The sequence below is a fragment of the Streptomyces sp. NRRL F-5122 genome (assembly GCF_001507435.1).
Lineage (GTDB): Bacteria > Actinomycetota > Actinomycetes > Streptomycetales > Streptomycetaceae > Streptomyces > Streptomyces lannensis.
The window spans coordinates 1-22,130 of the sequence record NZ_LMWH01000233.1 but is presented as its reverse complement, the minus strand read 5'-3'; the positions used below and the strand labels follow the sequence as shown (position 1 = coordinate 22,130).

General features: G+C 72.3%; 21 protein-coding genes and 1 pseudogene. 12 read left to right on the top strand and 10 right to left on the bottom strand.

All coding sequences use genetic code 11. The features are described from left to right. Positions 1 to 11: 11 nt before the first annotated feature. The 3 genes from ADL25_RS23480 to ADL25_RS23470 are packed head-to-tail and all read right to left on the bottom strand — an operon-like array spanning position 12 to position 2,640. Positions 12 to 1,025, bottom strand: coding sequence for an NAD(P)/FAD-dependent oxidoreductase (locus ADL25_RS23480; protein WP_059129780.1), 1,014 nt, complete (start codon positions 1,023 to 1,025; stop codon positions 12 to 14). Further along, on the bottom strand, positions 1,022 to 1,552 hold the full coding sequence (locus ADL25_RS23475) for an isoprenylcysteine carboxyl methyltransferase family protein (protein ID WP_059129779.1): 531 nt from the start codon (positions 1,550 to 1,552) through the stop codon (positions 1,022 to 1,024). The genes ADL25_RS23480 and ADL25_RS23475 overlap by 4 nt, the downstream gene beginning before the upstream one ends. A 29-nt stretch (positions 1,553 to 1,581) precedes the next feature. Beyond that, positions 1,582 to 2,640, bottom strand: a complete 1,059-nt coding sequence (locus tag ADL25_RS23470) for a type III polyketide synthase (protein WP_059129778.1) — start codon at positions 2,638 to 2,640, stop codon at positions 1,582 to 1,584. A 148-nt stretch (positions 2,641 to 2,788) separates the two neighbouring features. On the opposite strand from ADL25_RS23470, the gene ADL25_RS23465 reads away from it, so the two are divergent. Continuing rightward, complete coding sequence (locus tag ADL25_RS23465; protein ID WP_059129777.1) at positions 2,789 to 3,658, top strand: UbiA family prenyltransferase; 870 nt, start codon at positions 2,789 to 2,791, stop codon at positions 3,656 to 3,658. Between the two features lie 32 nt (positions 3,659 to 3,690). On the opposite strand, the gene ADL25_RS23460 is transcribed toward ADL25_RS23465, so the two are convergent. The 3 genes from ADL25_RS23460 to ADL25_RS23450 all read right to left on the bottom strand — a co-directional run bounded on the left by ADL25_RS23460 (position 3,691) and on the right by ADL25_RS23450 (position 7,286). Then, positions 3,691 to 4,173 (bottom strand): hypothetical protein, encoded by a 483-nt coding sequence (locus ADL25_RS23460; protein WP_059129827.1) that lies wholly within the window; start codon positions 4,171 to 4,173, stop codon positions 3,691 to 3,693. Between the two features lie 61 nt (positions 4,174 to 4,234). Further along, positions 4,235 to 4,792: a hypothetical protein gene (locus ADL25_RS23455; RefSeq protein WP_059129776.1), complete on the bottom strand. Its 558-nt coding sequence runs from the start codon at positions 4,790 to 4,792 to the stop codon at positions 4,235 to 4,237. Between the two features lie 718 nt (positions 4,793 to 5,510). After that, on the bottom strand, positions 5,511 to 7,286 hold the full coding sequence (locus ADL25_RS23450) for a SpoIIE family protein phosphatase (RefSeq protein ID WP_234381006.1): 1,776 nt from the start codon (positions 7,284 to 7,286) through the stop codon (positions 5,511 to 5,513). Positions 7,287 to 7,559: 273 nt separating this feature from the next. Between ADL25_RS23450 and ADL25_RS49085 the strand changes: the two genes are divergently transcribed. From ADL25_RS49085 to ADL25_RS23435, 3 genes are all read left to right on the top strand, one after another. Continuing rightward, positions 7,560 to 8,072: a rhodanese-like domain-containing protein gene (locus ADL25_RS49085; protein ID WP_147318049.1), complete on the top strand. Its 513-nt coding sequence runs from the start codon at positions 7,560 to 7,562 to the stop codon at positions 8,070 to 8,072. Further along, positions 8,069 to 9,256 carry a cysteine desulfurase family protein gene (locus ADL25_RS23440; RefSeq protein WP_059129774.1) on the top strand — a complete coding sequence of 396 codons (1,188 nt, stop codon included), beginning with the start codon at positions 8,069 to 8,071 and terminating at the stop codon, positions 9,254 to 9,256. The genes ADL25_RS49085 and ADL25_RS23440 overlap by 4 nt, the downstream gene beginning before the upstream one ends. 270 nt (positions 9,257 to 9,526) lie before the next feature. Continuing rightward, positions 9,527 to 11,113: a Na+/H+ antiporter gene (locus ADL25_RS23435; RefSeq protein ID WP_059129773.1), complete on the top strand. Its 1,587-nt coding sequence runs from the start codon at positions 9,527 to 9,529 to the stop codon at positions 11,111 to 11,113. A 69-nt stretch (positions 11,114 to 11,182) separates the two neighbouring features. On the opposite strand, the gene ADL25_RS23430 is transcribed toward ADL25_RS23435, so the two are convergent. Next, the gene (locus tag ADL25_RS23430) at positions 11,183 to 12,547 is read right to left on the bottom strand and encodes an MFS transporter (protein WP_059129772.1); all 1,365 of its coding nucleotides are present in this window, start codon (positions 12,545 to 12,547) and stop codon (positions 11,183 to 11,185) included. 300 nt (positions 12,548 to 12,847) lie between these two features. Between ADL25_RS23430 and ADL25_RS23420 the strand changes: the two genes are divergently transcribed. The 4 genes from ADL25_RS23420 to ADL25_RS23405 all read left to right on the top strand — a co-directional run bounded on the left by ADL25_RS23420 (position 12,848) and on the right by ADL25_RS23405 (position 16,206). Further along, positions 12,848 to 13,984 (top strand): molybdopterin-dependent oxidoreductase, encoded by a 1,137-nt coding sequence (locus tag ADL25_RS23420; RefSeq protein ID WP_107116687.1) that lies wholly within the window; start codon positions 12,848 to 12,850, stop codon positions 13,982 to 13,984. A gap of 2 nt (positions 13,985 to 13,986) precedes the next feature. Continuing rightward, a complete protein-coding gene (locus ADL25_RS23415; RefSeq protein ID WP_059129769.1) occupies positions 13,987 to 14,415 on the top strand; it encodes a hypothetical protein in 429 nt (142 codons plus the stop codon). A gap of 73 nt (positions 14,416 to 14,488) precedes the next feature. Next, positions 14,489 to 15,100, top strand: a complete 612-nt coding sequence (locus ADL25_RS23410; RefSeq protein ID WP_059129768.1) for a hypothetical protein — start codon at positions 14,489 to 14,491, stop codon at positions 15,098 to 15,100. A gap of 53 nt (positions 15,101 to 15,153) precedes the next feature. After that, a complete protein-coding gene (locus ADL25_RS23405; protein WP_059129825.1) occupies positions 15,154 to 16,206 on the top strand; it encodes an NAD-dependent epimerase/dehydratase family protein in 1,053 nt (350 codons plus the stop codon). A gap of 92 nt (positions 16,207 to 16,298) precedes the next feature. On the opposite strand, the gene ADL25_RS23400 is transcribed toward ADL25_RS23405, so the two are convergent. Both ADL25_RS23400 and ADL25_RS23395 read right to left on the bottom strand, forming a co-directional pair. After that, on the bottom strand, positions 16,299 to 17,411 hold the full coding sequence (locus ADL25_RS23400) for a sensor histidine kinase (protein ID WP_079050538.1): 1,113 nt from the start codon (positions 17,409 to 17,411) through the stop codon (positions 16,299 to 16,301). Then, a complete protein-coding gene (locus ADL25_RS23395) occupies positions 17,401 to 18,123 on the bottom strand; it encodes a response regulator transcription factor (protein WP_059129767.1) in 723 nt (240 codons plus the stop codon). The genes ADL25_RS23400 and ADL25_RS23395 overlap by 11 nt, the downstream gene beginning before the upstream one ends. Positions 18,124 to 18,236: 113 nt before the next feature. Here ADL25_RS23395 and ADL25_RS23390 point away from each other — a divergent pair, with 113 nt between their 5' ends. Genes ADL25_RS23390 through ADL25_RS23375 form a run of 4 tightly spaced genes read left to right on the top strand, consistent with a single transcriptional unit; the run spans position 18,237 to position 21,932 of the window. After that, on the top strand, positions 18,237 to 18,965 hold the full coding sequence (locus ADL25_RS23390) for a glycosyltransferase family 2 protein (RefSeq protein WP_079050537.1): 729 nt from the start codon (positions 18,237 to 18,239) through the stop codon (positions 18,963 to 18,965). Further along, positions 18,962 to 19,618 (top strand): TIGR04282 family arsenosugar biosynthesis glycosyltransferase, encoded by a 657-nt coding sequence (locus ADL25_RS23385; RefSeq protein ID WP_059129765.1) that lies wholly within the window; start codon positions 18,962 to 18,964, stop codon positions 19,616 to 19,618. Before ADL25_RS23390 ends, ADL25_RS23385 begins: the two co-directional genes overlap by 4 nt. Further along, a complete protein-coding gene (locus tag ADL25_RS23380; protein ID WP_059129764.1) occupies positions 19,615 to 20,478 on the top strand; it encodes a class I SAM-dependent methyltransferase in 864 nt (287 codons plus the stop codon). Before ADL25_RS23385 ends, ADL25_RS23380 begins: the two co-directional genes overlap by 4 nt. After that, complete coding sequence (locus ADL25_RS23375) at positions 20,475 to 21,932, top strand: glycosyltransferase family 87 protein (RefSeq protein ID WP_059129763.1); 1,458 nt, start codon at positions 20,475 to 20,477, stop codon at positions 21,930 to 21,932. The genes ADL25_RS23380 and ADL25_RS23375 overlap by 4 nt, the downstream gene beginning before the upstream one ends. A 74-nt stretch (positions 21,933 to 22,006) precedes the next feature. Here the strand turns inward: ADL25_RS23375 and ADL25_RS48245 are convergent. Then, positions 22,007 to 22,130, bottom strand: a pseudogene (locus ADL25_RS48245) (2-oxoacid:ferredoxin oxidoreductase subunit beta); the annotation flags it as partial.

Below are 22,130 nucleotides of genomic sequence, written 5' to 3'. Positions count from 1 at the left end.
CGGCCGGGCCGCTACTGCAGTGCGTGGACCGCGGCTGAGAACACCGGAGGCATCCAGGACGCTGCGGGGACGATCAGGCGGCCGGTGCCGGGACGGCGGCTCGCGGCCAGCAGGGCACCGGTCAGCATCCGGTGGCGCCGTGTCAGCCGGGCCCAGGCACGCTCGTAGTCGAGCGGTCGCCCGGCGACCAGGCAGCGGACGGCGGCCCCGGCAGTCGCCAGCGCGAGGGCGATTCCCTCGCCGGTCAGGGCGTCGAGGTAGCCCGCGGCGTCGCCGACGAGCAGTACACGACCGGCGGTTCTGCGCCGCACCCGTTGCCGCAACGGTCCGGCGCCGCGAACCTCCGTCGCGGCCGGGCCGCGCAGCGAGGCGGTGAGGGCCGGGAAGGCCGCCAGGTGCCCGTCGTAGCCGCGACGGGTGCGGCTGAGAACCGCCACGCCCACCAGGTCGTCGTCGACCGGTGTCACATAGGCCTCGCCGTGCCTGGCCCAATGGACCTCCACGAAGTTCGTCCACGGCTCGACGCGATAGTGCCGGCGCAGTCCGTAGCGGCCGTGGGGGCGGGCCGGCAGTTCCAGTCCCAGGCCGCGGCGCACCGGGGAGTGCAGGCCGTCGGCGGCGATCAGCCAACGAGCCGTGGTTCCGGCGGCGGTCACCGTGTCTGCGCTCTGGTGTACCTCGGCGACCTTGCCCGGCAGCACGCGCACACCGAGGCCGAGCGCCCGCTGCTGCAGTGCGGAGTGCAGCGCCGTACGCCGGATTCCCAGACCGCTTCGCCCGCGGAAGGCCGCCTCGGCGCACGTGGTGCCCTCCAGGTAACGGATGCCGCGCAGTTCGCGGCCGGTGACCTCGACGCCCAGCGTCCGCAGCGCGGCGACACCACCGGGCATGACCCCTTCCCCGCAGGCCTTGTCCACAGGCGCGGTCCGGGGTTCGATGACGACCGCCTCCAGGCCGGCGAGCGCGGCATGGATGGCGGCGGCCAGCCCGGCGGGTCCGCCGCCGGCCACCAGGACGTCGATCACGCCGGCGCCGGCCCGGTCGTGGCGGCGAGCGCCCGGTTCTCGCAGCGGATACGCACGGTGAGCAGGGCCGCGTCGAGCGAGGTGAAAAGGGCGGCGGTGACCCAGGCGGTGTGCACCAGCGGCAGGGCCAGGCCCTCCGCGACGACGGCCGCATAGTTCGGGTGTCGCAGCCACCGCCACCGATAGGGACCGCTGGTCACCAGCGGCAGGCCGGGTACGACCATCACCCGGGTGTTCCAACGGGGTCCCAGTGCGTGGATGCACCACCACCGCAGTGCCTGGGCGCACACCAGCACGGCCAGCATCGGCCAGGCCAGGGCAGGGACGAAGGGCCGGTCCAGCAGCCAGGACTCGGCAGGACAGGCGACCAGCAGGCCGGTATGAAGGGCGACCATCGCGGGATAGTGACCTTGTCCGGCCACGATCGCGCCGCGGGCCGTGCTCCACCGTTGGTTGCGGCGGGCGATGACGAGCTCGGCCACACGCTCGCCGGCGACGGCGGCCACCAGCAGTCCGTACCAGATCATGGGTCCTGTGTCCTTCGTCGGGTTCGGAACTACCAGCGCAGCAGGACGAGTTCGCAGGCGAAGCCGGGCCCCATCGCCAGCAGCAGGCCAGGGGTGCCGGGCGGCGGGCGGCGCTCGGCCAGGGTGTCGCTCAGCACGTGGAGCACCGACGACGAGGACAGGTTGCCCACGTCGGCCAGGTGACGCCATGTCACATCAAGTGCGTCGGCGCTCAGGTCGAGGGCCTCGGCCACGGCCCCGAGGACCTTGGGGCCGCCGGGGTGGCACACCCAGGCGGTGACGTCCTTCGGCTTCAGGCCGTGGTCGCCGAGGAATCCCTCGACGTCGTCGGCGAGGTAGCGGCGTACCAGGTCGGGAAGCCCCGGATCGAGGACGACCTGAAAACCGGAGCTCCTGATGTCCCACCCCATGACGTGCCCGGTGTCCGGATACAGGTGGCTGCGGGTGTCCACGATCGTCGGGCCGAGGGTCGCGTTCGGGTGATCCGCGCCGTAGGCGATGACTGCGGCGGCGCCGTCGCCGAACAGCCCGGTGGCGACCAGGTTGGCCATGGAGGCGTCGTCGCGCTGGAAGGTGAGCGAGCACAGTTCGACCGACAGCAGCACCGCCACATGGCCGGGACGGCCCAGCAGGTAGTCGTGCATTCGGGCCAGGCCGGCGGCGCCACCGGCGCAGCCCAGGCCGAAGAGCGGCAGTCGGTGGACGTCCGGCCGCAGTCCGAGGCGGCCCACCAGCCGTGCGTCGATCGAGGGGGTGGCGATGCCGGTGACCGAAGTGAAGATCAGCAGGTCGACATCGGCTGCGGTGAGACCGGCCGTCCGCAGTACGGCTCTCACCGCCTTGGCACCCAGGTCGGTGGCCGCGGTGATGAAGACGTTGTTGGCGGCGCCGAATCCGTCCAGCGTTCCGTACCGTTCCAGCGGCAGCGTCATATGGCGCGAGCCGACCCTCGTGCTGCGGTGCAGCCGGTCCAGGACCCGGCGGTCGCCGTCCTCGGGCAGGCAGGTGCGGGCGACCATGTCGGTGATCTCGGACTGGCTGTGGCGGTGGGGTGCAAGGGCACCGTGAACGGCGGCGATCCGCGTCATGTGGTTCCTGTGCGGCTGTCGACTGGGGTGAGTTGCTCTGCACGTGTTCCCCGGACCAGGGCTTCGGCACCATGGATCGCCCGTCCGGCCGCTCGCCCCGGGCGCGTGCTTGAGCCGGGTGGGCGCCGGGACGCCTACGATCGGCCCGGTGAGCACTCCTGAGCGCTCGACGGACGGCGGCACGGCCGCGGTGTGGGCCGGTCGGGTCGGCGGCCTGGCAGGGGCGTGCCACCCCGGGCCTGTCGTGGCGGTCACCGCGTTGACGGCCGCGCTGGCCGTGACCGCCGGCCAGGGCGCCACGCGCAGTGTGCTGACCACCGCCGCCGTTCTGAGCGGGCAACTGTCCGTCGGCTGGTGCAACGACGCTTTCGACGCACGCCGGGACATCGCTGCCGGCCGCCGGGGCAAACCTGTCGTCGACGCCACGGTGAGTGTGACGGAGGTGTGGGTGGCCGCCTACGCCGCGCTGGCGCTGTGCGTGCCGCTGTCGTTCGCCTGCGGCCTGTGGGCGGGCGTCGTTCATCTGGTGGGAGTGGCGGCGGCCTGGGCGTACGACCTGCGGCTCAAGGCGACGGCATGGTCCTGGGTGCCGTACGCGGTGGGTTTCGCCGCGCTCCCGGCGTTCGTGGCGTTGGGGCTGCCGGGGCAGCCCTGGCCGGCCTGGTGGGTCGTCACGGCCGGGGCGCTCCTGGGGGTCGGCGCCCATCTGGGCGATGTGCTGCCGGACATCCCCGGGGACCTGGCGACGGGTGTGCGGGGATTTCCGCACCGGTTGGGCCCGGACGGTGTGCGGCTGCTGCTGCCGGTTCCGCTCGCGGCGGCGTCCGCTGTTCTGGCGCTGGCGCCCGCAGGACCGCCCGGCAGATGGGGAACGGTGGCACTCGCGGCGGCCGGCGCGGTCGCGGTGACGGGCACGGTGCTCGGACGCCGGTGGCAGCGAACGGCGTTCGCCGCGGCGGTCGCCGTGGCGGTGGTGGACGTGGCGCTACTGCTGACGCGCGGCACCGGAATCGCATGACCGGCCCGCCCCGCCGACCGGCTGTTGGTGGTTCACGTGCTGAGCAGACGGTTGAAGAACGAGCGGTACTGCTGCAGCGCCACCCGCAGGTCCTCGGTGTCGGCCTGTTCGCCTCGGTTCCACTGTCCTTCCAGCTCTTGCTTGTGCTCGGCGAACGTGGTCGCCAGTTGCCGCATGACGTCGGCGACCAGCGCGTCGGCCGTGTTCACGGCGTCGCGTGGATCGTCGACGAATTCGTTCTGGACCCTCTGCCAGCGAGCGCGGAAGCCCTCCTCCTCGTCCGTCGCGAGCAGCGGAGGTGTTTCGGCGCCCGCCGACGCCGCCGTCGCTCGGTCCGGTGTCCCGGTGGGTTGGCCCGTGGCCGCCATCGCCCCGGGTGCCGTGCTCTCGCCGGGAAATGCGGGGGCCCTGCCGTCGCGCACCTCTCTGTCGGGCGGTCCGGTCCGGCGACGCGGCTCGGCCAGGTCCTCGGTCGACAGTCCTTCGGCCGGGTCGGGTACGTGTTCGTGTTCCATGTCTCCTCCGTCCGTCGCACCGAGCCGGTCCCGCTTCGCCCGGTCGTGGCCGGTGGGCGGTTCAGGCCCGCGCATGACGTGGTCGGCCGCCGTCGGACAGCAGTTCGTCGAAGAGTTCGCGGTAGTGCACCATGGCGCCACGCAACTGCTCGGTCGTCGCCTTGTGCTCGGTGCTGAGCGTCTCGATGTCGTGAGCGGCCCGGTACTGCTCCAACGTGTGACCGTGCTCGACCGAGAGGTCCTTGAGGCGCTGCTCGTACCCCTCGGTCGGGTAGCCTCGCTCGTGCATCAGAGAGGTGACCAGGCGGTCCGCGTCATGCACGGCGTCATCGGGGCGGTCCACGAACTCGTCTTGGACGCTGGTCCAACTGCGGACGTACTGCTCCCGCACGCCGCTGGGCAACGGTTTGATGTCCAGCGTGTCATGACGCTTCTCCCGTGCGCTGAGCTCGTGCTCGGCGGCTCGTCGACTGTCAGCGGTTTCGACCGTCCGGTCATACTCGGGGCCGAAGCGTTCGCGCAGGCGACGGCGGCGTATTACGGCAGAGGCCGTCACTGCGACCAGGGCGATCACCACAACGACGGGGATGATGATCGCAAGAAGTGTCCCTGTTGACATACGACCGACCACCCTACATTTATCCGATATGCACTGTTTGTAACCGTGTGCCCCTGCCTCTCCAGCTGAAACTCCCAGGTGTGGGTGCGGTTCGTGGGGCAGGCGGAGTGGCACCGCTTGATGAAGGGGCACGGCGTCGCCGTGGGAGGTCGAGGTGTCATGCGCCGAGCGGGTGCCGACGATGTCCGAGGCACTCCGAGGGAGCTCCTGCGCCTCGACCCGTCCGGTTGCCGTGGAGATCGTCCCGGAGCTTCCCGCAGGAGCGTGTCCTGTGACGCAGTGCCGTACGCGACGCTGCTTCAGATGCTCGGCCCGCGCAGTGCCGCCGGCTGTCCCTCCGCACCTTCGTCGTCGATCGGCTCCGATACGTCTCCTCGGCCGACGGCGTTCTTCGGAGGCCAGGAGTTCGCTCGTACTGAGGCGGAAGGCGGGATCGGCGGCAGCGGCCAGGTGGGGCGGATGCGTCGACTGCTGACACGCGGTCAGGTCGAGGGCCGTCTGCAGGAGCTGGCCGATCTGTACGCGGGGCTGCGGTCGCGGTCCATGGGCGTGGGACCAGGCCCTCGATGGGACCCCGTAGACGCGTGCGGTGAAGGTGATGGCCTCCGCGGTCAGCAGAGAGAAGCCGGGGCGAAGTGCGTCGGCAACGAGATGTCGCAGTAGCGCAGCCGCCGTGTCTGGTCCCCGTCACGTTCATCGCTCACCCGTCGGCCTTGGGTCACTGCTGGGGCAGGCGCAGGGCGAGCAGGGCGATGTCGTCGGTGCTGCCGGGAGACATCCGGGCCGACAACTTGTCGCACAGCGTGTCCAACGGTTCGTGGGCGAGTGCGAGAGCATGGCCGCGCAGCCGGTCGAAGCCGGTGTCGAGGGAACTGCCGGGGACCTCGATCAGGCCGTCGGTGTAGAACAGGAGCGTGGCCCCCGGCAGTAGGGCCTGGACGGCGCTCGGCCGGGGATCCATGGGTCCCAGGCGCGCTCCGAGGAGCAGTCCCTGCCCGTTTTCGAGGTACTGCGCGTTCCCGTCAGGCGTCAGCAGCAGGGGCGGTGGGTGTCCCGCACTGGTCCAGTGCAGGGTCCAGGGGCCCCTGGCCGGGCCTGTCACCCGGGCGAGGACGAGGGTGGCCATCGACACGATGGTGATGGCGGGCATGGCCTCGTCGAGGCGGTCCACGACGGCGCCGGGCGGTCCGGTGTGGTCCCAGGCGAGGGAGCGCAGGATGCCGTGCAGCTGCGCCATCCCGGCCGCGGCGGTCAGGTCGTGGCCCACGACGTCGCCGACGACCAGGGCGAGCGTGCCGTCCCTCAGCGTGAACGCGTCGTACCAGTCGCCACCGACCTGCGAGCCGGCCGGAGCGGGCTGGTACCGGGCCGCCAACTGCATCCGCCCGTGCCGGGGCAGCGGAGGCAGGAGGTTGCGTTGCATGGCCTCGGCGACCGCGCGCTGCCGGCCGAACCGGCGGGCGTTGTCGATGACCAGGCCGACCCGGCGGCCGATGTCGCTCACCACGTCCACATCGCCGGCCCCGAAGGGATGTGCCGGGTCTGTGCGCACCAATGTGAGGGCACCGGTGACGTGCCGTCCGGCGCCCAACGGCACCACGATGGCGGACGTCGCACCGGCAACCCTGACGAACTCACTGTGGACGGTGGCCAGAGGGGAGTCGGGCGGCGCCTCCATGTCCACCCGGTTCTGCAGGACCGGATCGCCGCCGTTCAGTACCCGAACCAGTGGCGAGCCGGTCCGCCCCCTGCCGTGTGGAAGGGGGCCCCGCCAGTCCTCCAGTCGAGCGACGCGGCCTTCGGGGCCGGTCACCGCCACCCGGTGCACCTGGCGGGAGCCGACCCGGAGGTCCACCGCAGCCCAGTCGGCCAGGCGGGGAACCAGGAGAAGACCCAATCGGGCGAGCGCCTCGTCGACCTCCAGGGTCTGACCGAGTACGTCGGTAATCTCCGCGACGAGTGTCAGCCGCGCAGTGAGACTCTCCAGAGCAGTCGTATGGGCGGCTCGTTCCGCCTGTTCCGCACGCTCTGCGTGTTCCCACCGTGCACCGCGGCCGGCGGCGGTCTCGGCGAACAGCACGACGCCGCCATTCAAGGTGCCTCCCTGCGACAAGGGCGACACCGACCAGGAGACCGGGACCAGTCGTCCGTCACCCCGCAGGCAACTGTCGTCGTTCCCGCGTGCCGGACGCCCCTCGACCAGCGCCCGCAGCAGTGGGCAGCGCTCTCGCGGGATCCTGGCGCCTCCCGGATCCCGATGGCACAGATCATGCAGATCCTGTCCGTACATCGCCGCCGCCGGGCGCCCCAGCAGTCGTTCTGCAGCCGGGTTGACCGCGACGACTCGTCCCGCCTGGTCCACCACGGCCACGGCCATGGCCAACTGCTCGACGACCTGCTGCCACAGACCCGGCTCGGCCCCTGACAGCCGCCACTCGCGCTCACCGCCGAGCCTCATGCCCTCCACCGCGCCGCCCTTCACCTCACGGAACAAGCACCCGGAGAGGCCTCGGCCTCTCCGGCACACGGAAACACCGGCCCCCGATGGTCCTGGGAGAGAACCGTCCGCATGGTTGCCGCGACGATTCGATGCGCGATTGTCGGCCGACTGCCGCCGGCACCGGTGCCTCACGCACGGGTGGGCGTCTCTGCGACCCGTCACCCGCCGCTCCACGTCGGGGCCGGACGGGCCGGCCTGATCGGATCCGGCGCCTTGCCTGTCGGCGCGCATTCGCCACTCATGACTCTTTATACCGGAAAGTGAAGAATGGCCAACATTTCCGCGCGCCGGCAGATCCCCGACCAGGCCGGGTGCGTCGTCACCCGCCCCGAGGGCGTACGCATCCACCGACGGCTCACCGGCGAGGACGTCGCCCAGTCCTTTGCCCCGTTGCCCAAGGGCACCAGGGGAGTTCGCCGTTGCCGCAGCCCGCACCACGTACCTCGGCGACGACGGCCGGTAGGTCACCCCCGGCAGTCCCTGCGCCCGCGTCGACGCCGGGAAGCATCCGCGCCGGACGTGCGCCCGGTGGAGGAGCGCCTCGCCGGCCACGTCCCCGGCGCCCTCTTGGCCCCCGCGGACCAAGTCGCCGACCGCAGCGGCGAACTCCCCGAGGACCCTGAGGCCGTCGGCTCCCGCCGAGGGGAGTACCGCGACCATGCCTACGCCGCCGCCCGACTCCTCGCCGACGGCGTCTGCAGCACCTTCCGGTTCGACGACGGGATGCTCGAACGGCGGCCGGCCGAGGACGTGCCTTCGAGCGCAGGGGCGACCACATGACCCAGCTTCCCGCGCCGCACCCCGGTCTGGCCGGCGGCCCCGTCTATCTCGACTACAACGCGACCACGCCCGTCGACCCGCGTGTCGCCGCGGCGATGCTGCCGCACCTGACCCGCTTCTTCGGCAACCCGTCCAGCGGCCACCCCTACGGCGCACAGCCCCGCACCGCCCTGGCGCAGGCCCGCGCCCAGGTGGCCGCGCTGATCGGCGCCCGCCCGGAAGGAATCGTCTTCACCGCGTCCGGCTCCGAGGCGGACCTGCTCGCGCTGCGTGGCGCCGTCCTCGCCTCCGGGAGCCGCCGCCCGCACCTCGTCACCCAGGCCACCGAGCATCCCGCGGTCCTCGCCTCGTGCCGGGCCCTGGAGCGGCTGCACGGCGCCCGCGTGACCGTGTTGCCCGTCGACGGCGAGGGCCTTGTCGACCCCGGTGCCCTGAGTGATGCCCTGGGGCCGGACACCGTGCTGGTGTCGGTGATGGCCGCCAACAACGAGACCGGTGCCCTCCAGCCGATCCCCGAACTCGCCGCCCGCACCCACGCCCACGGCGCCCTGTTCCACTGCGACGCCGCCCAGGCCGCCGGAAGGATCCCGCTCGACGTCACCGGCCTCGGCGTGGATCTGCTCACCGTCGTCGGCCACAAGATGTACGCGCCCAAGGGAATTGCCGCCCTCTGGGTGCGTGACGGCGTACGGCTTGAGCCGGTCGTCTACGGCGGAGGCCAGGAGCGCGGACTGCGCGCCGGCACCGAGAACACCGCACTCGCCGTCGCCCTCGGCGCGGCGGCTCAACTCGCCGCCGACGAACTCTCCGACGGGGCCCCGTCCCGGATCCGGGCGCTGCGCGACGAACTGCACGCCCGCCTCGCCGACGCCCTGCCCGGCCGAGTGCACCTCAACGGCCCCGACCTGCGGCGACTGCCGAACACGCTGAACGTCGGCATCGACGGCACGCGCGGACACGAGGTTCTTCAAGCGGCCCCCGGCATCGCCGCCGCCACGGGCTCCGCCTGTCACAGCGGCACCCACACCCCCTCGCCCGTTCTGACCGCCATGGGTCAGGACCCCGACCGGGCACTCGGGGCGTTGCGGCTGACGCTCGGCCGCTGGAGCACGGCGCAGGACGTCGCGACCGCGGCCCGCGTACTCGTCCGCGCCGTCCCGGCAGTCGCCGGGAGCAGGCGGTGAGCACGCCGGCTCGCCGGCACTGCCCGCCCGACCGGCAGCGGCTGCCTGGGCGCCCGACGCCGGACGCCCGGTCGAGTCACTCCGCCCGACCGCATCGACGCGACCGGCTCCCTGCGGTTCTGCACCATGGACAGGGACGCAGGCGCGGCGTCCGCCGAGTTCCCGACGGTCGCCGCCCGACGTCGGCTGCATCATCGCCCACGGTCGACTACTTTGATGAAGTACCTGGTCAGAGGGTAGGAAACCAGTCGAAAGCACCGGGGACGCGCCATGACCGGCCTGATCGTCATTCTGCTGCTCGTGGTCCTGGCCACGGCCGTGGCGACCGGTGCCCGGCGCTGGAGCCTGCCCGCCCCCTCGCTCCTTGTGGTCGCCGGGGTGCTCGTCGGGCTGATGCCCTGGGTTCCCGAAGTCCGCCTGCCGCCGCACGTGATCAATGTGCTGGTGCTGCCGCCCCTGCTCTTCGCCGCGGCCGGCGACATCTCCGTCCGCGATCTGCGCACCGTCTGGCGGCCGGTGACCGGTCTCGTCTTCGGCCTGGTCGTCGCCTCGGCGGTCGCCGTCGGATACGTCGCACGGGCGATCACCCCGCTCACCGCCGCGACCGCGTTCATCCTCGGCTCGGTCCTCGCCAGCACCGACCCCGTCGCCGTCACCGCGCTCGGCCGGCGCCTGTCCCTCCCTCCGCGCGTGCAGGCCATGGTGCAGGCGGAGAGCCTGTTCAACGACGCCACATCCCTGGTCCTGTACAAGGTCGCGGTGGCCACCGTGGTGTCCGGCAGCGTCATAACCGTGTCCGGGACCGTCGAGCAGTTCCTGATCCTTGCGGGCGGAGGAGCACTGATCGGTGCGGCGGTCGCCGCAGTGGTGACGCTCATCCGCAGGCGGACCGAGGACCCCGTGCTGGAGACCGTCATCGCGCTGGTCACTCCATATGCCTCGTACGTCGTCGCGGAGCAGTCGCACGCCTCCGGCGTGACCGCCGTCATCGTCGCCGGGGTCGTCCTCGGCAGCACCGGCCGCAGATTCAGCAACGCCCCCATCCGCCTCCAGGTCCACGCCGTCTACGACACGGTGACGTTCCTGCTGGAGAGCGTCGTCTTCGCACTCATCGGCCTCGAGCTTCCCTCCGTCGTCAGGCAGCTTGCGCATGACGAGCGGGGCTGGCCGCTGTGGGTGCCGGTGATCGCACTGACGGTGCTGACGATCCGCCTGCTGTGGCTTTTCCCACTGTCCGCCCTGATCCGGTACCGGAAACAGGAGGGGGACGGGCGGCCGTCCTGGCGCGTTCCGGCCGTCCTGTCCTGGGCGGGTACCCGGGGCGTCATGCCGCTGGCCGCGGCGCTGGCGATTCCCCTGACCACCCACACGGGAGCGCCCCTGCCGCACCGGGCGCTCATCCTCACGCTCACCACCGGGACCATCGCGCTCACCGTGGTCTTCCAGGGGTTCACCCTCGCCCCCGTGGTCCGCCGTTCCGGCATCGCCCTGGAGCCGGAGCACACCGCCCGTGAGGAGGCCCGGACCCGTCGGCACATCGCGAAGGCCGCTCTCGAAGAGCTCAGACAGCTCGGCGACCTGGATCAGCTCGCCGATCTGGGCGCCGCCTCCGAGTCCGCCGTGAAACAGGCCCGTCGCCATCTGGAAGCGCGTATCCACCAGGCCGAGGACGCCCACCACACCGACCCCGACGCCCGTCCCGCCGACGCCTACCGCGAGATCCGCCGGACACTCATCGCCATCGAGGCCGCCGAGCTCCAGCGCCTCTACGAAGCCAACAAGATCAGCAACGCCACCCGCCGCCGGATCCAGCGCGAACTCGACCTCGAGGAGAGCAGCCTGCGTGCCGACGGCTGAGCGCGGTCCGCGCTGCGCATAACCGGGCCCTCGCCGTGCCGCGGATCCGCAGCACGGCGAGAGCCGTGGTCAGCCCTGTCGCTGGGGCACCAGCGCGCCCTTCACCCACCAGCCCTTGCCGTCCGCCTGCCGGTGGCCGGACTGCGTCAGCCGCACGTTGTTGGTCTCCGGTGCCCACATCAGGGACGTGACCCCGCCGATCAGTGACACGACGCCCATGAACACCATCGACCAGCTCAGGCCGAGGTGGTCGAGCGAGAGGGGCAGCAGGAACGTGCCGATGGCGGCGCCGATCCGGCTGGCCGCGGACGCCAAGCCCACGCCCGAGGTACGGATCGACGTCGGAAAGACCTCTTCGGGGTAGACGCCGGGCAGGATGCTCATGATCCCGTACGAGAGCAGGTAGCCGAAGAAGCACACCGTCGTGAGCCACACCGGCAGGAACGAGCCCAGCGCCACCAGGAACAGCGCCAGCGCACAGCCGAACATGGGCCAGATCAGAATGGTCCGCCGTCCCACCCGGTCGACAAGGAACCACCCGGTCGCGGCGCCGACCAGTGCGATGAAGGTGCCGAGCAGCGCGCCCGCCAGCGCGCTGCCGCCGAGCCCTATCGCCCTGAGCACGGTCGGCTGGAAGAACGTGAGCGCGAAGTACGGCAGGACGATGCAGATCCAGAAGACGCATGTGAACACCGTGCGCCGGAGGTAGTCGGGCGAGAACAACTCCCGGTAGCGGGTCTCCTCCGCCTGCTCGTCGCGCCAGTCCTCGGTGTCCATCGACACCCCGAGGTCCTGCTCGACGATGTCGACGGCCTCCTCGTGCCGCCCCTTGGAGATCAGCCAGCGGGGCGATTCGGGCAGTCCGTGCCGGATCAGCAGACACGCGACGGCGGGGATCGCGCTGGCGGCGAGCGTGTAGTGCCAGGCGTCCGGCCAGTTCGTGTTGACCAGATAGCCGACGAGGTACGCGACGACGTAGCCGACGTTCCACAGGATCTCGAGGATGCCGAGGTAGTTGCCGCGTTTGCCGGTGGGCGCGAACTCGGCGAGCAGCGGTGACCCGATCGAATAGTCGGCACCGACCGCGAGTCCCATGACCAGGCCGAGGACGAACACCTGCCAGGCGGCCGTCACGAAGAACATCAGCACGGCACAGCCGAGGAAGACCGAAAGGTCGATGGTGAACATGGGCCTGCGGCCGACCCGGTCGGTGACGTAACCGAGGCACAGCCCGCCGAAGAACGTGCCGATGAGGGTCGACGACGAGATCAGCGAGTTCCACGTCGAGGTGACACCGATGTCACGGGCCATCGCCGTGCCGGCCAGGGCTGACGCCACCGAAGCGAAGACGAACCCGTCGATGAACATTCCGCCGCCGGTGGCGACGGTGAGGCGCCGCAGGAAACGGCTTGTCCGGTGGCTCGTCGCAGCCATGTCACGTGGATCGTGTGCAGTCGTCGTCACAGGGGTGCCTTCCCGTAGCTCTTTCTGCCCCTGTCCAGCTTTCGAGGATGAATTCCTGTGAGGCTCGTTACCCACGATGCGGTGGAGAGGGGCCCGGGAGGCGACCGGGGTACACGCCGGAACCCTCCCCGTCCGCGCCGTCCGCGCCGTGCGCGCCGGACGGGTGAGGACCCCCGGCGCCCGCGCGGTGGCCGTGCCGGCGCCGATGTTCGTGTTCCGTAAGGGGCTCGGGCATTCCTGGGCGGCCTTGCGGTGGCTGTGATGGGTGACATGAGATCGCGTACGTTTCCGCCGGTGTTCAGGGGCAGGCTGCACGACCCGCGCACGGCGACTTCGATCGGCAGATGGCTGGGCCTCGCCTTCGCCGTCTGTTTCGTCACCGGCCTGATCAGCCACGTGCTGCAGCATCCGCCCGGCTGGGCCGCCGACGATCTGCCGAGCCGCCCGGCGTGGGGTTACCGGCTGACCCAAGGGCTGCACGTCGCCTCGGGCATCGCGGCGATCCCGCTGCTGCTTGCCAAGTTGTGGACGGTCTATCCGCGGCTGTTCGCCTGGCCGCCGGTGCGGTCGGTGCGGCACGCGCTGGAGCGGTTGTCGGTGGCCGTGCTCGTCGGGGCGGCCCTCTTCGAAGTGGCCACGGGCCTGCTGAACACCGTGCAGTGGTATCCGTGGCCCTTCTCCTTCGTACCGGTGCACTACGCCGTGGCCTGGCTGGTGACCGGATCGCTGCTCCTGCACATCGCGGTCAAGGCTCCCGAGATCCGGGCCCATTGGAGCCGCCGGTCGCCGGGCACCACGGCCCTGCCGGAGGAGGACGGCCCCGACCGCCGCTCGCTCCTCGCCGCGGTGGCGGCGGCGGTCGGCGCGGTCACGGTGACCACCGTGGGCCAGTCCTTCACCCCTCTGAAGGACCTCGACCTGCTCGCCCCGCGCCATCCGGACCACGGCCCGCAGGGCCTGCCGGTCAATCGGACCGCCGTCGCGGCCGGAGTCGGAGCGATTCCGGCCGAGCGCTACCGCCTGACGGTCGCCGGGCCGAGGCCGTACACGCTGACCCTGGACGAGCTGCGCGGCCTGCCGCAGCACGAGGTGGAGCTGCCGATCGCCTGTGTGGAGGGGTGGAGCAAGTCGGCGCACTGGACGGGAGCCCGGGTCGTGGACCTCCTGGAGCTAGCGGGTGCCCCGCCGCATGCGCGAGTACGGGTGGTCTCGCTGCAGACCCGGGGCGGCTACCGGGTCTCCGAGATGGGGCACGAACACGCCCGCGATCCGCTGACCCTGCTGGCACTCCGTCTCAATGGCGAGGAACTGTCCCCCGACCACGGCTACCCGGTGCGTCTCATCGCCCCGAACCGGCCCGGTGTGCTCCAGACCAAGTGGGTCGGCCGACTGGAGGTGCTGACATGAGGATGAACCTGGCGCGGCTGTCCATGGGCGCGGCCGGTCTGGTGGTGTCGGGCGTGGGCGTACAGCTGCTGCTGGACGTGCGCGACCTGCCGGGTGTCCTGGTGTGGCTCGGCGGGGCGGTGGTGCTGCACGACGCCCTGATCGCGCCACTGGTGCTGCTCGTCGGGTGGGCGCTGGTCCGTGGGGGTGCGCGCGGGCCGGTGCGCGGTGCGCTGCTGGTCGCGGGGGCCCTGACAGCGGTCGCCCTGCCGGTGCTGCTGCGCCCGGGGAGGCCGGCCAACTCCTCGGTCCTGCCTCTGGATTACCCGCGCGACTGGCTGCTCGCGCTCGTGGCGGTGGCGGCGGTCGCGGCCCTTGTACGGGCGGCGCGGTGGGTCCGTCGCGGACGGCGGAGGCCAACTCGACGGGCCCTGCGGAACTGCTCGCGATAGAGCCGTCTTACAGGTGTCTTAACATGTCCACCGCAGAGTCGGCAGCGGCTCGGCGCGCTCGTACGTTGAAACGATGCGAACCTTTCGGGCGACGGCCCTGGTGACCGCGCCGCCTCTGTTGCTCGCCGCGGCGGGGACGATGCACCCGCGTCATCTGACAGCGGCGACGGCCGGCCACTGGGCCGGTCTGCACATCGTCCTGCTACCGGTCTTCCCTCTCCTGGTTCTGGGGTTGCTGGTGCCGCTGTGGGGCAGGCCGGTCCGTGGTGTCGACGGCGGCCTGACCGTCGTCGCCTGGGCCGGCTGCCTCGGCTACGTCGCCTACTACACAGGGCTTGATGCGGTGGCCGGCATCTCCGCCGGGACGGTGGCGGACACCGCCGCGCACGGTGCAGTGGGGCGCCTGTTCACGACCGGTGACGCACTCGGCCGGGCAGGGGTCTACGCGTTGACGATCGCAGCACTCGCCACATGCACCGTTCTTCTGCGGCGGCACGGCCCGCGGGTGCTGCCCGGCGGCGCGGTGGTCCTCGTGGCGTGCTGGTCCTTCGTCGGCAGCCATGTCTTCTGGCCGCGCGGCGTGGTCACCATGCTCGGCTTCGCCGTGGGTTTCGGCCTGCTGACGATCGCGGCCCCGACCCGGGACGTCCCCCGGAAGGCGCCCGCACGTCTTACGAACCTCTGACGTGCCCGCGCCGTGCGCTCGCGGTGCGGGCACGCGACCGTACGGTCGATGGCATGTTGATCCTGGTCACCGGAGGCGCGGGCTTCATCGGCTCGCATGTCGTCGCCGCCCTCACCGGCGCCGGGCACGAGGTGCGCGTGCTCGACGCCTTGTTGCCCGCCGCGCACCGCACGGCCCCACCGATCCCCGACGGGGCGGACTTCAGACATGCGGACGTCCGCGACGCGGCGGTCGTGGCCGAGGCCATGCGGGGAGTGGACGCCGTCTGCCACCAGGCGGCGATGGTCGGACTCGGCAAGGACTTCGCCGACGCCCCCGCATACGTGGGATGCAACGACCTGGGCACCGCGGTACTGCTGGCCGGCATGGCCGATGCCGGGGTGCGGCGTCTGGTGCTGGCGAGTTCGATGGTGGTCTACGGAGAGGGCCGCTACGAGTGCCCGGCGCACGGAGTCGTGGGACCGGGTCCGCGCAGGGTGGCCGACCTTGAGGCGGGACACTTCGAGCCGCCGTGCCCGAAGTGCGGGGAACCGCTGGTCCCGGGCCTGGTCGCGGAGGACGCGCCGCTTGATCCGCGCAACGTCTACGCCACGACCAAGCTCGCGCAGGAGCACCTCGCCTCCGCGTGGGCGCGTGCCGTCGGCGGACGGACGATCGCACTGAGGTACCACAACGTGTACGGCCCAGGGATGCCGAGGGACACCCCTTACGCGGGTGTCGCCTCGCTGTTCCGGTCCGCACTGGAACGCGGTGAGGCACCACGCGTGTTCGAGGACGGCGGCCAGCGGCGGGACTTCGTCCATGTGCGGGACGTCACCGGGGCCAACCTCACCGCTCTGGACGGCCTGTCCGGCCTTCCGGAAGGAACCGCGCGGGCGTACAACGTCGGCAGCGGCGAGCCGCACACGGTGGGCGAGATGGCCGCCGCGCTGGCCGAGGCGCACGGCGGGCGGGCGCCGGTCGTGACGGGGGAGTACCGGCTCGGCGACGTCCGCCACATCACCGCCTCCTCGCGCAGGCTGCGCGAGGAACTCGGCTGGAAGCCGGGGGTCGCCTTCCGGGAGGGAATGGCGGAGTTCGCCACGGCACCGCTGCGCGCAGGCTGAGGACTTCCCCGGCCGGCCGTCCGTTCCCGGGGCCGGTGGAGGCGGGACCGGTCCTGCGTCGCGCGCAGGACCGTCCTCGTCCCGGGCCCAGCTCAGACGGCGGCGGGCAGGCGGACCTCGAAGCGGCAGCCGCCGGGGACGTTGCACACCGCCGCCCGCCCCTGGTGGGCCTCCACGATCCCTCGCACGATGGCCAGTCCGAGCCCCGCTCCGGCCGGTGGGGTGCGGGCGCCGGTGCCGCGCCAGCCGGTGTCGAAGACTCGGGGCAGGTCCTCGGGGGAGATGCCGCCGCAGCCGTCGGTCACCGACACGACGACGCTGTTCGCCTCCCGGTGGGCGGAGACCGCGACGGTGCCGTCGGCGGGCGTCCGGTGGATCGCGTTGGTGAGCAGGTTGACCAGCACACGGGACATCTCGCGGCCGTCGACCTCGATCGGAACAGGTTCGACCCGCTCGCCGACGATCCGTACGCCGCGCTCCTTGGCCAGGGCGCCGGCGCCCGCGAGCGCGTCGTCGACGAGGTCGTAGACGGACATCCGGGTGGTGTTGAGTGCGAGGACCCCGGCCTGGATGCGGGAGAGTTCGAAGAGGTCCCCGACCATCCCGCTCATCCGTGCGACCTCCGCGCGGATGCGGGCGTGATAGACGCCCGGATCGTCGACGATGCCGTCCTCCAGCGCCTCGGTCATGGCCTGCAGCCCGGCGAGCGGGGTGCGCAGATCGTGGGAGATCCAGGCGACCAGTTCGCGGCGGGAGTCCTCCAGGGCCTTCTCCCGCTCCCGTGAGGCGGCCAGCTTTGTGCTGGTGGCGGCGAGTTCGCGGCCCAGCTCGGCCAGTTCGGCGGTGGGTGCGGCGGCGGGTGGGGTGAAACTGCCGTCGTCGCCGAGGGCGCGGGTGGCCTCGGTCAGGGCCCGGCTGCCGCGTACGACCCCGCGTCCGAGCGCAAGCGCCACGCAGAGGGAGACGACCGCCGCGACGGAGCAGACCGTCGTCACCACCCACAGGTCGTGGTCGGACAGGAGCATGGCCCAGGCCACCAGCATGGTTCCGGCGAGCATCGCGGCGACGGTGACGGCGGCCACCACCGCGAGCGACAGGATGACCGAGCGGTTGCGCAGCAGCCGCAGGACGCCCATGCCGAGCAGGCCGGCCGCGGCCGCACCGATGGCCGCGTAGATCACGATGAGGAGAGCGTCACGCAGCATCGTCGGCTCCGTCGTCCGCCGGGGGAGCGTCGAAGCGGTAGCCCACGCCCCACACGGTGCTGATCAGCCGGGGGCGCGCGGGGTCGTCCTCGATCTTCTCGCGCAGGCGTCGGACGTGGACGGTGACGGTCGACAGGTCGCCGAACTCCCAGCCCCACACCCGCCGCATCAGCTCCTCGCGGCTCGTCGCCTGCCCGGGGTTGCGCAGGAAGTATTCCAGCAGGTCGAACTCCCGGATGGTCAAAGGGAGTTCGGTGCCCTGGCGGGTGACGCGGCGGGCGCCGGGGTCCAGCTCGAGCGGTCCGGTGCGCAGCCGGGACGCGGTCCCCGAGGCGGGGGCTGCGGCCAGTGCTCCGGTGCGGCGCAGTACCGACTGCACTCGGAGGACGAGTTCACGTGGGCTGAAGGGTTTGGTGACGTAGTCGTCCGCTCCGACCTCCAGACCGAGGATGCGGTCCTCCTCGTCGCCGCGCGCCGTCAGCATGATCACCGGGAGCGGTCCGTTGCCGCGGATGCGGCGGCAGACCTCCAGGCCGTCCATGCCGGGCAGCATCAGGTCGAGCACCACCAGGTCGGGTGGCCGGACGCCGGCGCGGGCAACGGCGGCGGGACCGTCGCCGGCCACGTCGACGTCGAAGCCCGCCCGGTTCAGGTATCCGGCGACGACCTCGGAGACGGTGGGATCGTCGTCCACGACGAGTACGCGTTTCACGCCACCGAGTCTCGCACCAGGGTTCGACGGTGGGCGGGAGCGGTAACGGGCGTCAGTGTTCCGTAAGATCGCCACATCACTTTTGTCTCTTTTGTCTCCGTAGGGTGAGTGGGGTGACCGAGACTTCCCCCTCTTCGCCCGCTCCTGTGGACGTGGTGCTGCCCTGCCTGGACGAGGCCGAGGCCCTGCCCTGGGTGCTGGAGCGCATCCCTTCGGGCTGGCGCGCGATCGTCGTCGACAACGGCTCCACCGACGGTTCGGCGGACATCGCCCGAGCCCTCGGAGCACATGTGGTCCACGAACCGCGACGCGGCTTCGGCGCCGCCTGCCACGCGGGTCTGACCGCCGCCACGGCACGCGTCGTCTGCTTCTGCGACTGCGACGCGTCCCTCGACCCGGCGCTGCTGCCCGCCGTCGCCGGGCCCGTCCTCGACGGCTCTGCCGACCTCGTCATGGGTCGACGCAGGCCCGTCACAGGCCGCGCCTGGCCCCTGCACGCCCGCCTGGCCAATCTGGAGCTGGCCCGCCTGGTCCGTCGGCGGACCGGACTGCGACTGCGCGACCTCGGCCCGATGCGCGCAGCCCGCCGCGAGGCCCTGCTCGCCCTCGACCTCACCGACCGGCGCTCCGGCTATCCGCTCCAGATGCTGGTCCGCGCGTCCGACGCGGGCTGGCAGGTGCGGGAGACGGACGTGCCCTACCGTCCGCGCACGGGCCGGTCGAAGGTCACCGGCACCTGGCGCGGCACCTGGCACGCCGTACGGGACATGCGCGCCGTCCTGGCCGAACGACCCGCCGCCGGCCGGCTGCCCGCGGCGACGGCCGGCGGAGCCGGACGATGAGCGCCCCGCACCCGGCCACAGGGCCGGCCACGCTGCTGGTCATCGCCAAAGCCCCCGTCCCGGGACGGGTCAAGACCCGGCTCACCCCGCCCTACACCCCCGAGGAGGCGGCGGCTCTGGCCGAGGCCGCTCTCGCCGACACCTTGCACACGGTGCTCAGGACCCCTGCCCGGCGACGCGTCCTCGTTCTCGACGGTGCTCCCGGGCCCTGGCTGCCGTCCGGCTTCGACATCGTGCCCCAGGGACCCGGCGGCCTGGACGAGCGGATCGCGGCAGCCTTCGCTCACTGCGACCGCGGTCCTGCCCTCCTCGTCGGCATGGACACCCCCCAGCTCACCGCGGACCTTCTCACGGGCGTCGGACACGACGGCCACGACGCCTGGTTCGGCCCGGCCGCGGACGGTGGCTTCTGGGCGCTCGGCCTCGCGGACCCCTCGCGCGCCGCAGCTCTGGTGCCGGGTGTGCCGATGTCCACCGACCGCACCGGGGCGGTGCAGCGGCGCCGACTGGCCGAGGCGGGGCTGGCCGTGCGCGATCTGCCGGTACTCCGCGATGTGGACACCGCCGCCGACGCCGTCGCGGTCGCCGCCTGCTGTCCCCCCGGCTCACGCTTCGCCGCCACGCTGAACTCGCTGGCGGAGGGCGGGCGATGAGCGGTACGGCGAGCGGCACCGACCCCGCCTTCGCCCGGTGGACGACGCAGACCGGGACGCGACGGCATCCGCAGACCGTGCCCGCGCGGCCTGCCCGGCTGCCCGCGCAGTCGCATCCGACCGACCGCCCGAGGCCGGGCGAGCCGTGGGCGGACGACCCCTACGCCGTCGCCCTGCGCACCGGAGGCGGCCCGCTCTTCCTGCGCCGCCTGCGGCCACCGGCCGGACAGGACGGCGCCGGACGTACAGGGGAACTGCTGCCGCTCGACGTCGAACGATGGTGTGCCGAACCCGACGCCGCCGACACCGGCGTTCTGCACCGTTGCACCGGCCCCGTTCTCGACGTCGGTTGCGGTCCCGGACGTCTGGTGGCCGCCCTGACCGCGGGGGGTGTGCGGGCGCTCGGCGTCGACGTCAGCCCGGCCGCCGTGGCCCGGACCCGGCAACGCGGGGGCGCCGCCGTGCGCCGGTCCGTGTTCGACCGCCTGCCGGGCGAAGGCCGTTGGGGCACCGTGCTCGTGATGGACGGAAACATCGGCATCGGCGGTGACCCGGTGGCGCTGCTGGCCCGCCTCCGCGGCGTGGTCGCGCCCGGCGGGCGCCTGCTGGCCGAGGCCGCCCCGCACGACGTCGACGAGCGGCTCACCGTGCGGGTCGAGGATGCCCACGGCCGGTACGGCAGGCCGTTCCCCTGGGCACGGCTCGGCACCACCGCCCTGCTCTGCGCCGCCGAGGCCGCGGGCTGGATCCCGGCCGGCCGGTGGACGGCCGAGGGCCGGCCGTTCCTGGACCTGTGCAGGCCACGGTCCGGGCACGTCGACGGGCACACCGCGGCCACCGGAAGGCCCGGTCGACCATGAACGACACCGCCGCGACGCGGCATCGATCTCATCTGCGGACGCCCGGCCGGCCCTCCGCACCCGTCGACCGGAAAGCGGCCCGTGTCGGCGTCCTCGTCACGGCGGTCCTGCTCACCGCGCTGACCGCCGTCGTCCTCGCCACGGTTCGCGCCGGCGACAACCACAGCAACCCCGGCCGTCTGCTGACCGGGTACGCCGTCGCCTGGGCGCTGTTCGTCGCCGCGGTACGGGCCGTGCGCAAGGTCCCGACGCGCGTCGCGACCGGACTGGTTCTGACCGGTGCGGCCGCCGTCGCGCTGGCCGCACTCGCAACACCGCCCCGCACCAGCAACGACATGTTCCGCTATGCCTGGGACGGCCGGGTCCAGGCGGCCGGCATCTCCCCGTACGCCCATCCACCTGCCGCGCCCGAACTCGCCCGGCTGCGCGACGACTGGCTGTTCCCCTCCGGAGGGTCGTGCCGGGGCTGGGGACTGACCCGTACGGACAGCGGCCTGTGCGTCCGCATCAACCGTCCCACCGTTCCCACCATCTATCCGCCCGTCGCCGAGGGCTGGTTCGTCGGTGTGCACGGCCTCTCACCGTCCGGCAGCCGTCACAAGCCGCTCCAAGCCGGCGGCGTCGTCCTGGCGTTCGGCACGACACTCGCCCTGCTCGCCGTGGGCCGCCGACGCGGCGACCCCAGCCGGGCCCCGGCGCGTGCCGCGCTGTGGGGATGGTGTCCTGCCGTCCCCTTCGAGGCGGTCAACAACGCTCACATCGACACCCTCGGCGTCCTGCTCACCGTGCTGGCTCTCGGCACCGCCACCGCGGGGACCCGACGCGGCGCCCTCCTCGGCGCCGCGATCGCCGTGAAACTGCTGCCCGTCCTGGCGTTGCCGGGTGCCCTGGCCGGACAGCGGAGTCCCGCACGGGTGGCACGTGTGGCGTCGGCAGTGATCGCCGCGGTCGCGCTCGCGTATCTTCCCTACGTCGTCGCCTCCGGTACGGGGGTCCTGGGTTATCTGCCCGGCTACCTCCAGGAGGAGGGCTACGAACCGGGTGACGTGCACCGCTTCGCCCTGCTGCGGCTGCTGCTGCCGGACGCCGCCGCAGGGGCGACGGTCGTCGTGCTGCTCGCGCTGACGGCCCTGTACGTGTGGTGGCGGGGCGACCCGGCCCGGCCCTGGCGCGGTGCCCTGGTGCTGACGGGTACCGCCCTGCTGCTGGTCTCACCCAGCTATCCCTGGTACTCGCTGCTCGTCGTCGGCCTGGTGGCTCTCGACGGCCGGTGGGAGTGGCTGACGGTCACCATGGCCGGCACCGTCCTCTACCTCGGCGGCTCCCCCCTGCACGGCTTCCCCCTCCAGGCGTGGGCGTACGGCACGGCCGCCGGGTGCGTCGCGCTCGGGGCCTGCCTGCGCACCGCCCGGGCACGGCGGTTCCTGGATCGGCGCCGGGGACTGCGCGCGTGAGCACTGCCTGTGCGCGTACCCGCGAACTCCGTCGGCCGGGCGGACGGTTCGGCCGGCTGACTCGATCGTCGTGTTCAGCTCCCGCCCTTCGTCGTCGGAACGGTCCAGGTGTCGTTGCCGTGGAGGAGGGTGGTGAGGTCGCCTTTGCCGTTGTGTTCGATGGCGGTGTCGAGTTGGTCGGCCATCTGGGTGTCGTAG

Excerpts from the sequence above, each read along its gene's own strand:
- ADL25_RS23475 (WP_059129779.1), bottom strand. The coding sequence starts at position 1,552 with ATGATCTGGTACGGACTGCTGGTGGCCGCCGTCGCCGGCGAGCGTGTG.
- ADL25_RS23470 (WP_059129778.1), bottom strand. The coding sequence starts at position 2,640 with ATGACGCGGATCGCCGCCGTTCACGGTGCCCTTGCACCCCACCGCCAC.
- ADL25_RS23460 (WP_059129827.1), bottom strand. The coding sequence starts at position 4,173 with ATGGAACACGAACACGTACCCGACCCGGCCGAAGGACTGTCGACCGAG.
- ADL25_RS23455 (WP_059129776.1), bottom strand. The coding sequence starts at position 4,792 with ATGTCAACAGGGACACTTCTTGCGATCATCATCCCCGTCGTTGTGGTG.
- ADL25_RS49085 (WP_147318049.1), top strand. The coding sequence starts at position 7,560 with ATGGCCAACATTTCCGCGCGCCGGCAGATCCCCGACCAGGCCGGGTGC.
- ADL25_RS23440 (WP_059129774.1), top strand. The coding sequence starts at position 8,069 with ATGACCCAGCTTCCCGCGCCGCACCCCGGTCTGGCCGGCGGCCCCGTC.
- ADL25_RS23435 (WP_059129773.1), top strand. The coding sequence starts at position 9,527 with ATGACCGGCCTGATCGTCATTCTGCTGCTCGTGGTCCTGGCCACGGCC.
- ADL25_RS23430 (WP_059129772.1), bottom strand. The coding sequence starts at position 12,547 with ATGGCTGCGACGAGCCACCGGACAAGCCGTTTCCTGCGGCGCCTCACC.
- ADL25_RS23420 (WP_107116687.1), top strand. The coding sequence starts at position 12,848 with ATGAGATCGCGTACGTTTCCGCCGGTGTTCAGGGGCAGGCTGCACGAC.
- ADL25_RS23415 (WP_059129769.1), top strand. The coding sequence starts at position 13,987 with ATGAACCTGGCGCGGCTGTCCATGGGCGCGGCCGGTCTGGTGGTGTCG.
- ADL25_RS23410 (WP_059129768.1), top strand. The coding sequence starts at position 14,489 with ATGCGAACCTTTCGGGCGACGGCCCTGGTGACCGCGCCGCCTCTGTTG.
- ADL25_RS23405 (WP_059129825.1), top strand. The coding sequence starts at position 15,154 with ATGTTGATCCTGGTCACCGGAGGCGCGGGCTTCATCGGCTCGCATGTC.
- ADL25_RS23400 (WP_079050538.1), bottom strand. The coding sequence starts at position 17,411 with ATGCTGCGTGACGCTCTCCTCATCGTGATCTACGCGGCCATCGGTGCG.
- ADL25_RS23385 (WP_059129765.1), top strand. The coding sequence starts at position 18,962 with ATGAGCGCCCCGCACCCGGCCACAGGGCCGGCCACGCTGCTGGTCATC.
- ADL25_RS23380 (WP_059129764.1), top strand. The coding sequence starts at position 19,615 with ATGAGCGGTACGGCGAGCGGCACCGACCCCGCCTTCGCCCGGTGGACG.
- ADL25_RS23375 (WP_059129763.1), top strand. The coding sequence starts at position 20,475 with ATGAACGACACCGCCGCGACGCGGCATCGATCTCATCTGCGGACGCCC.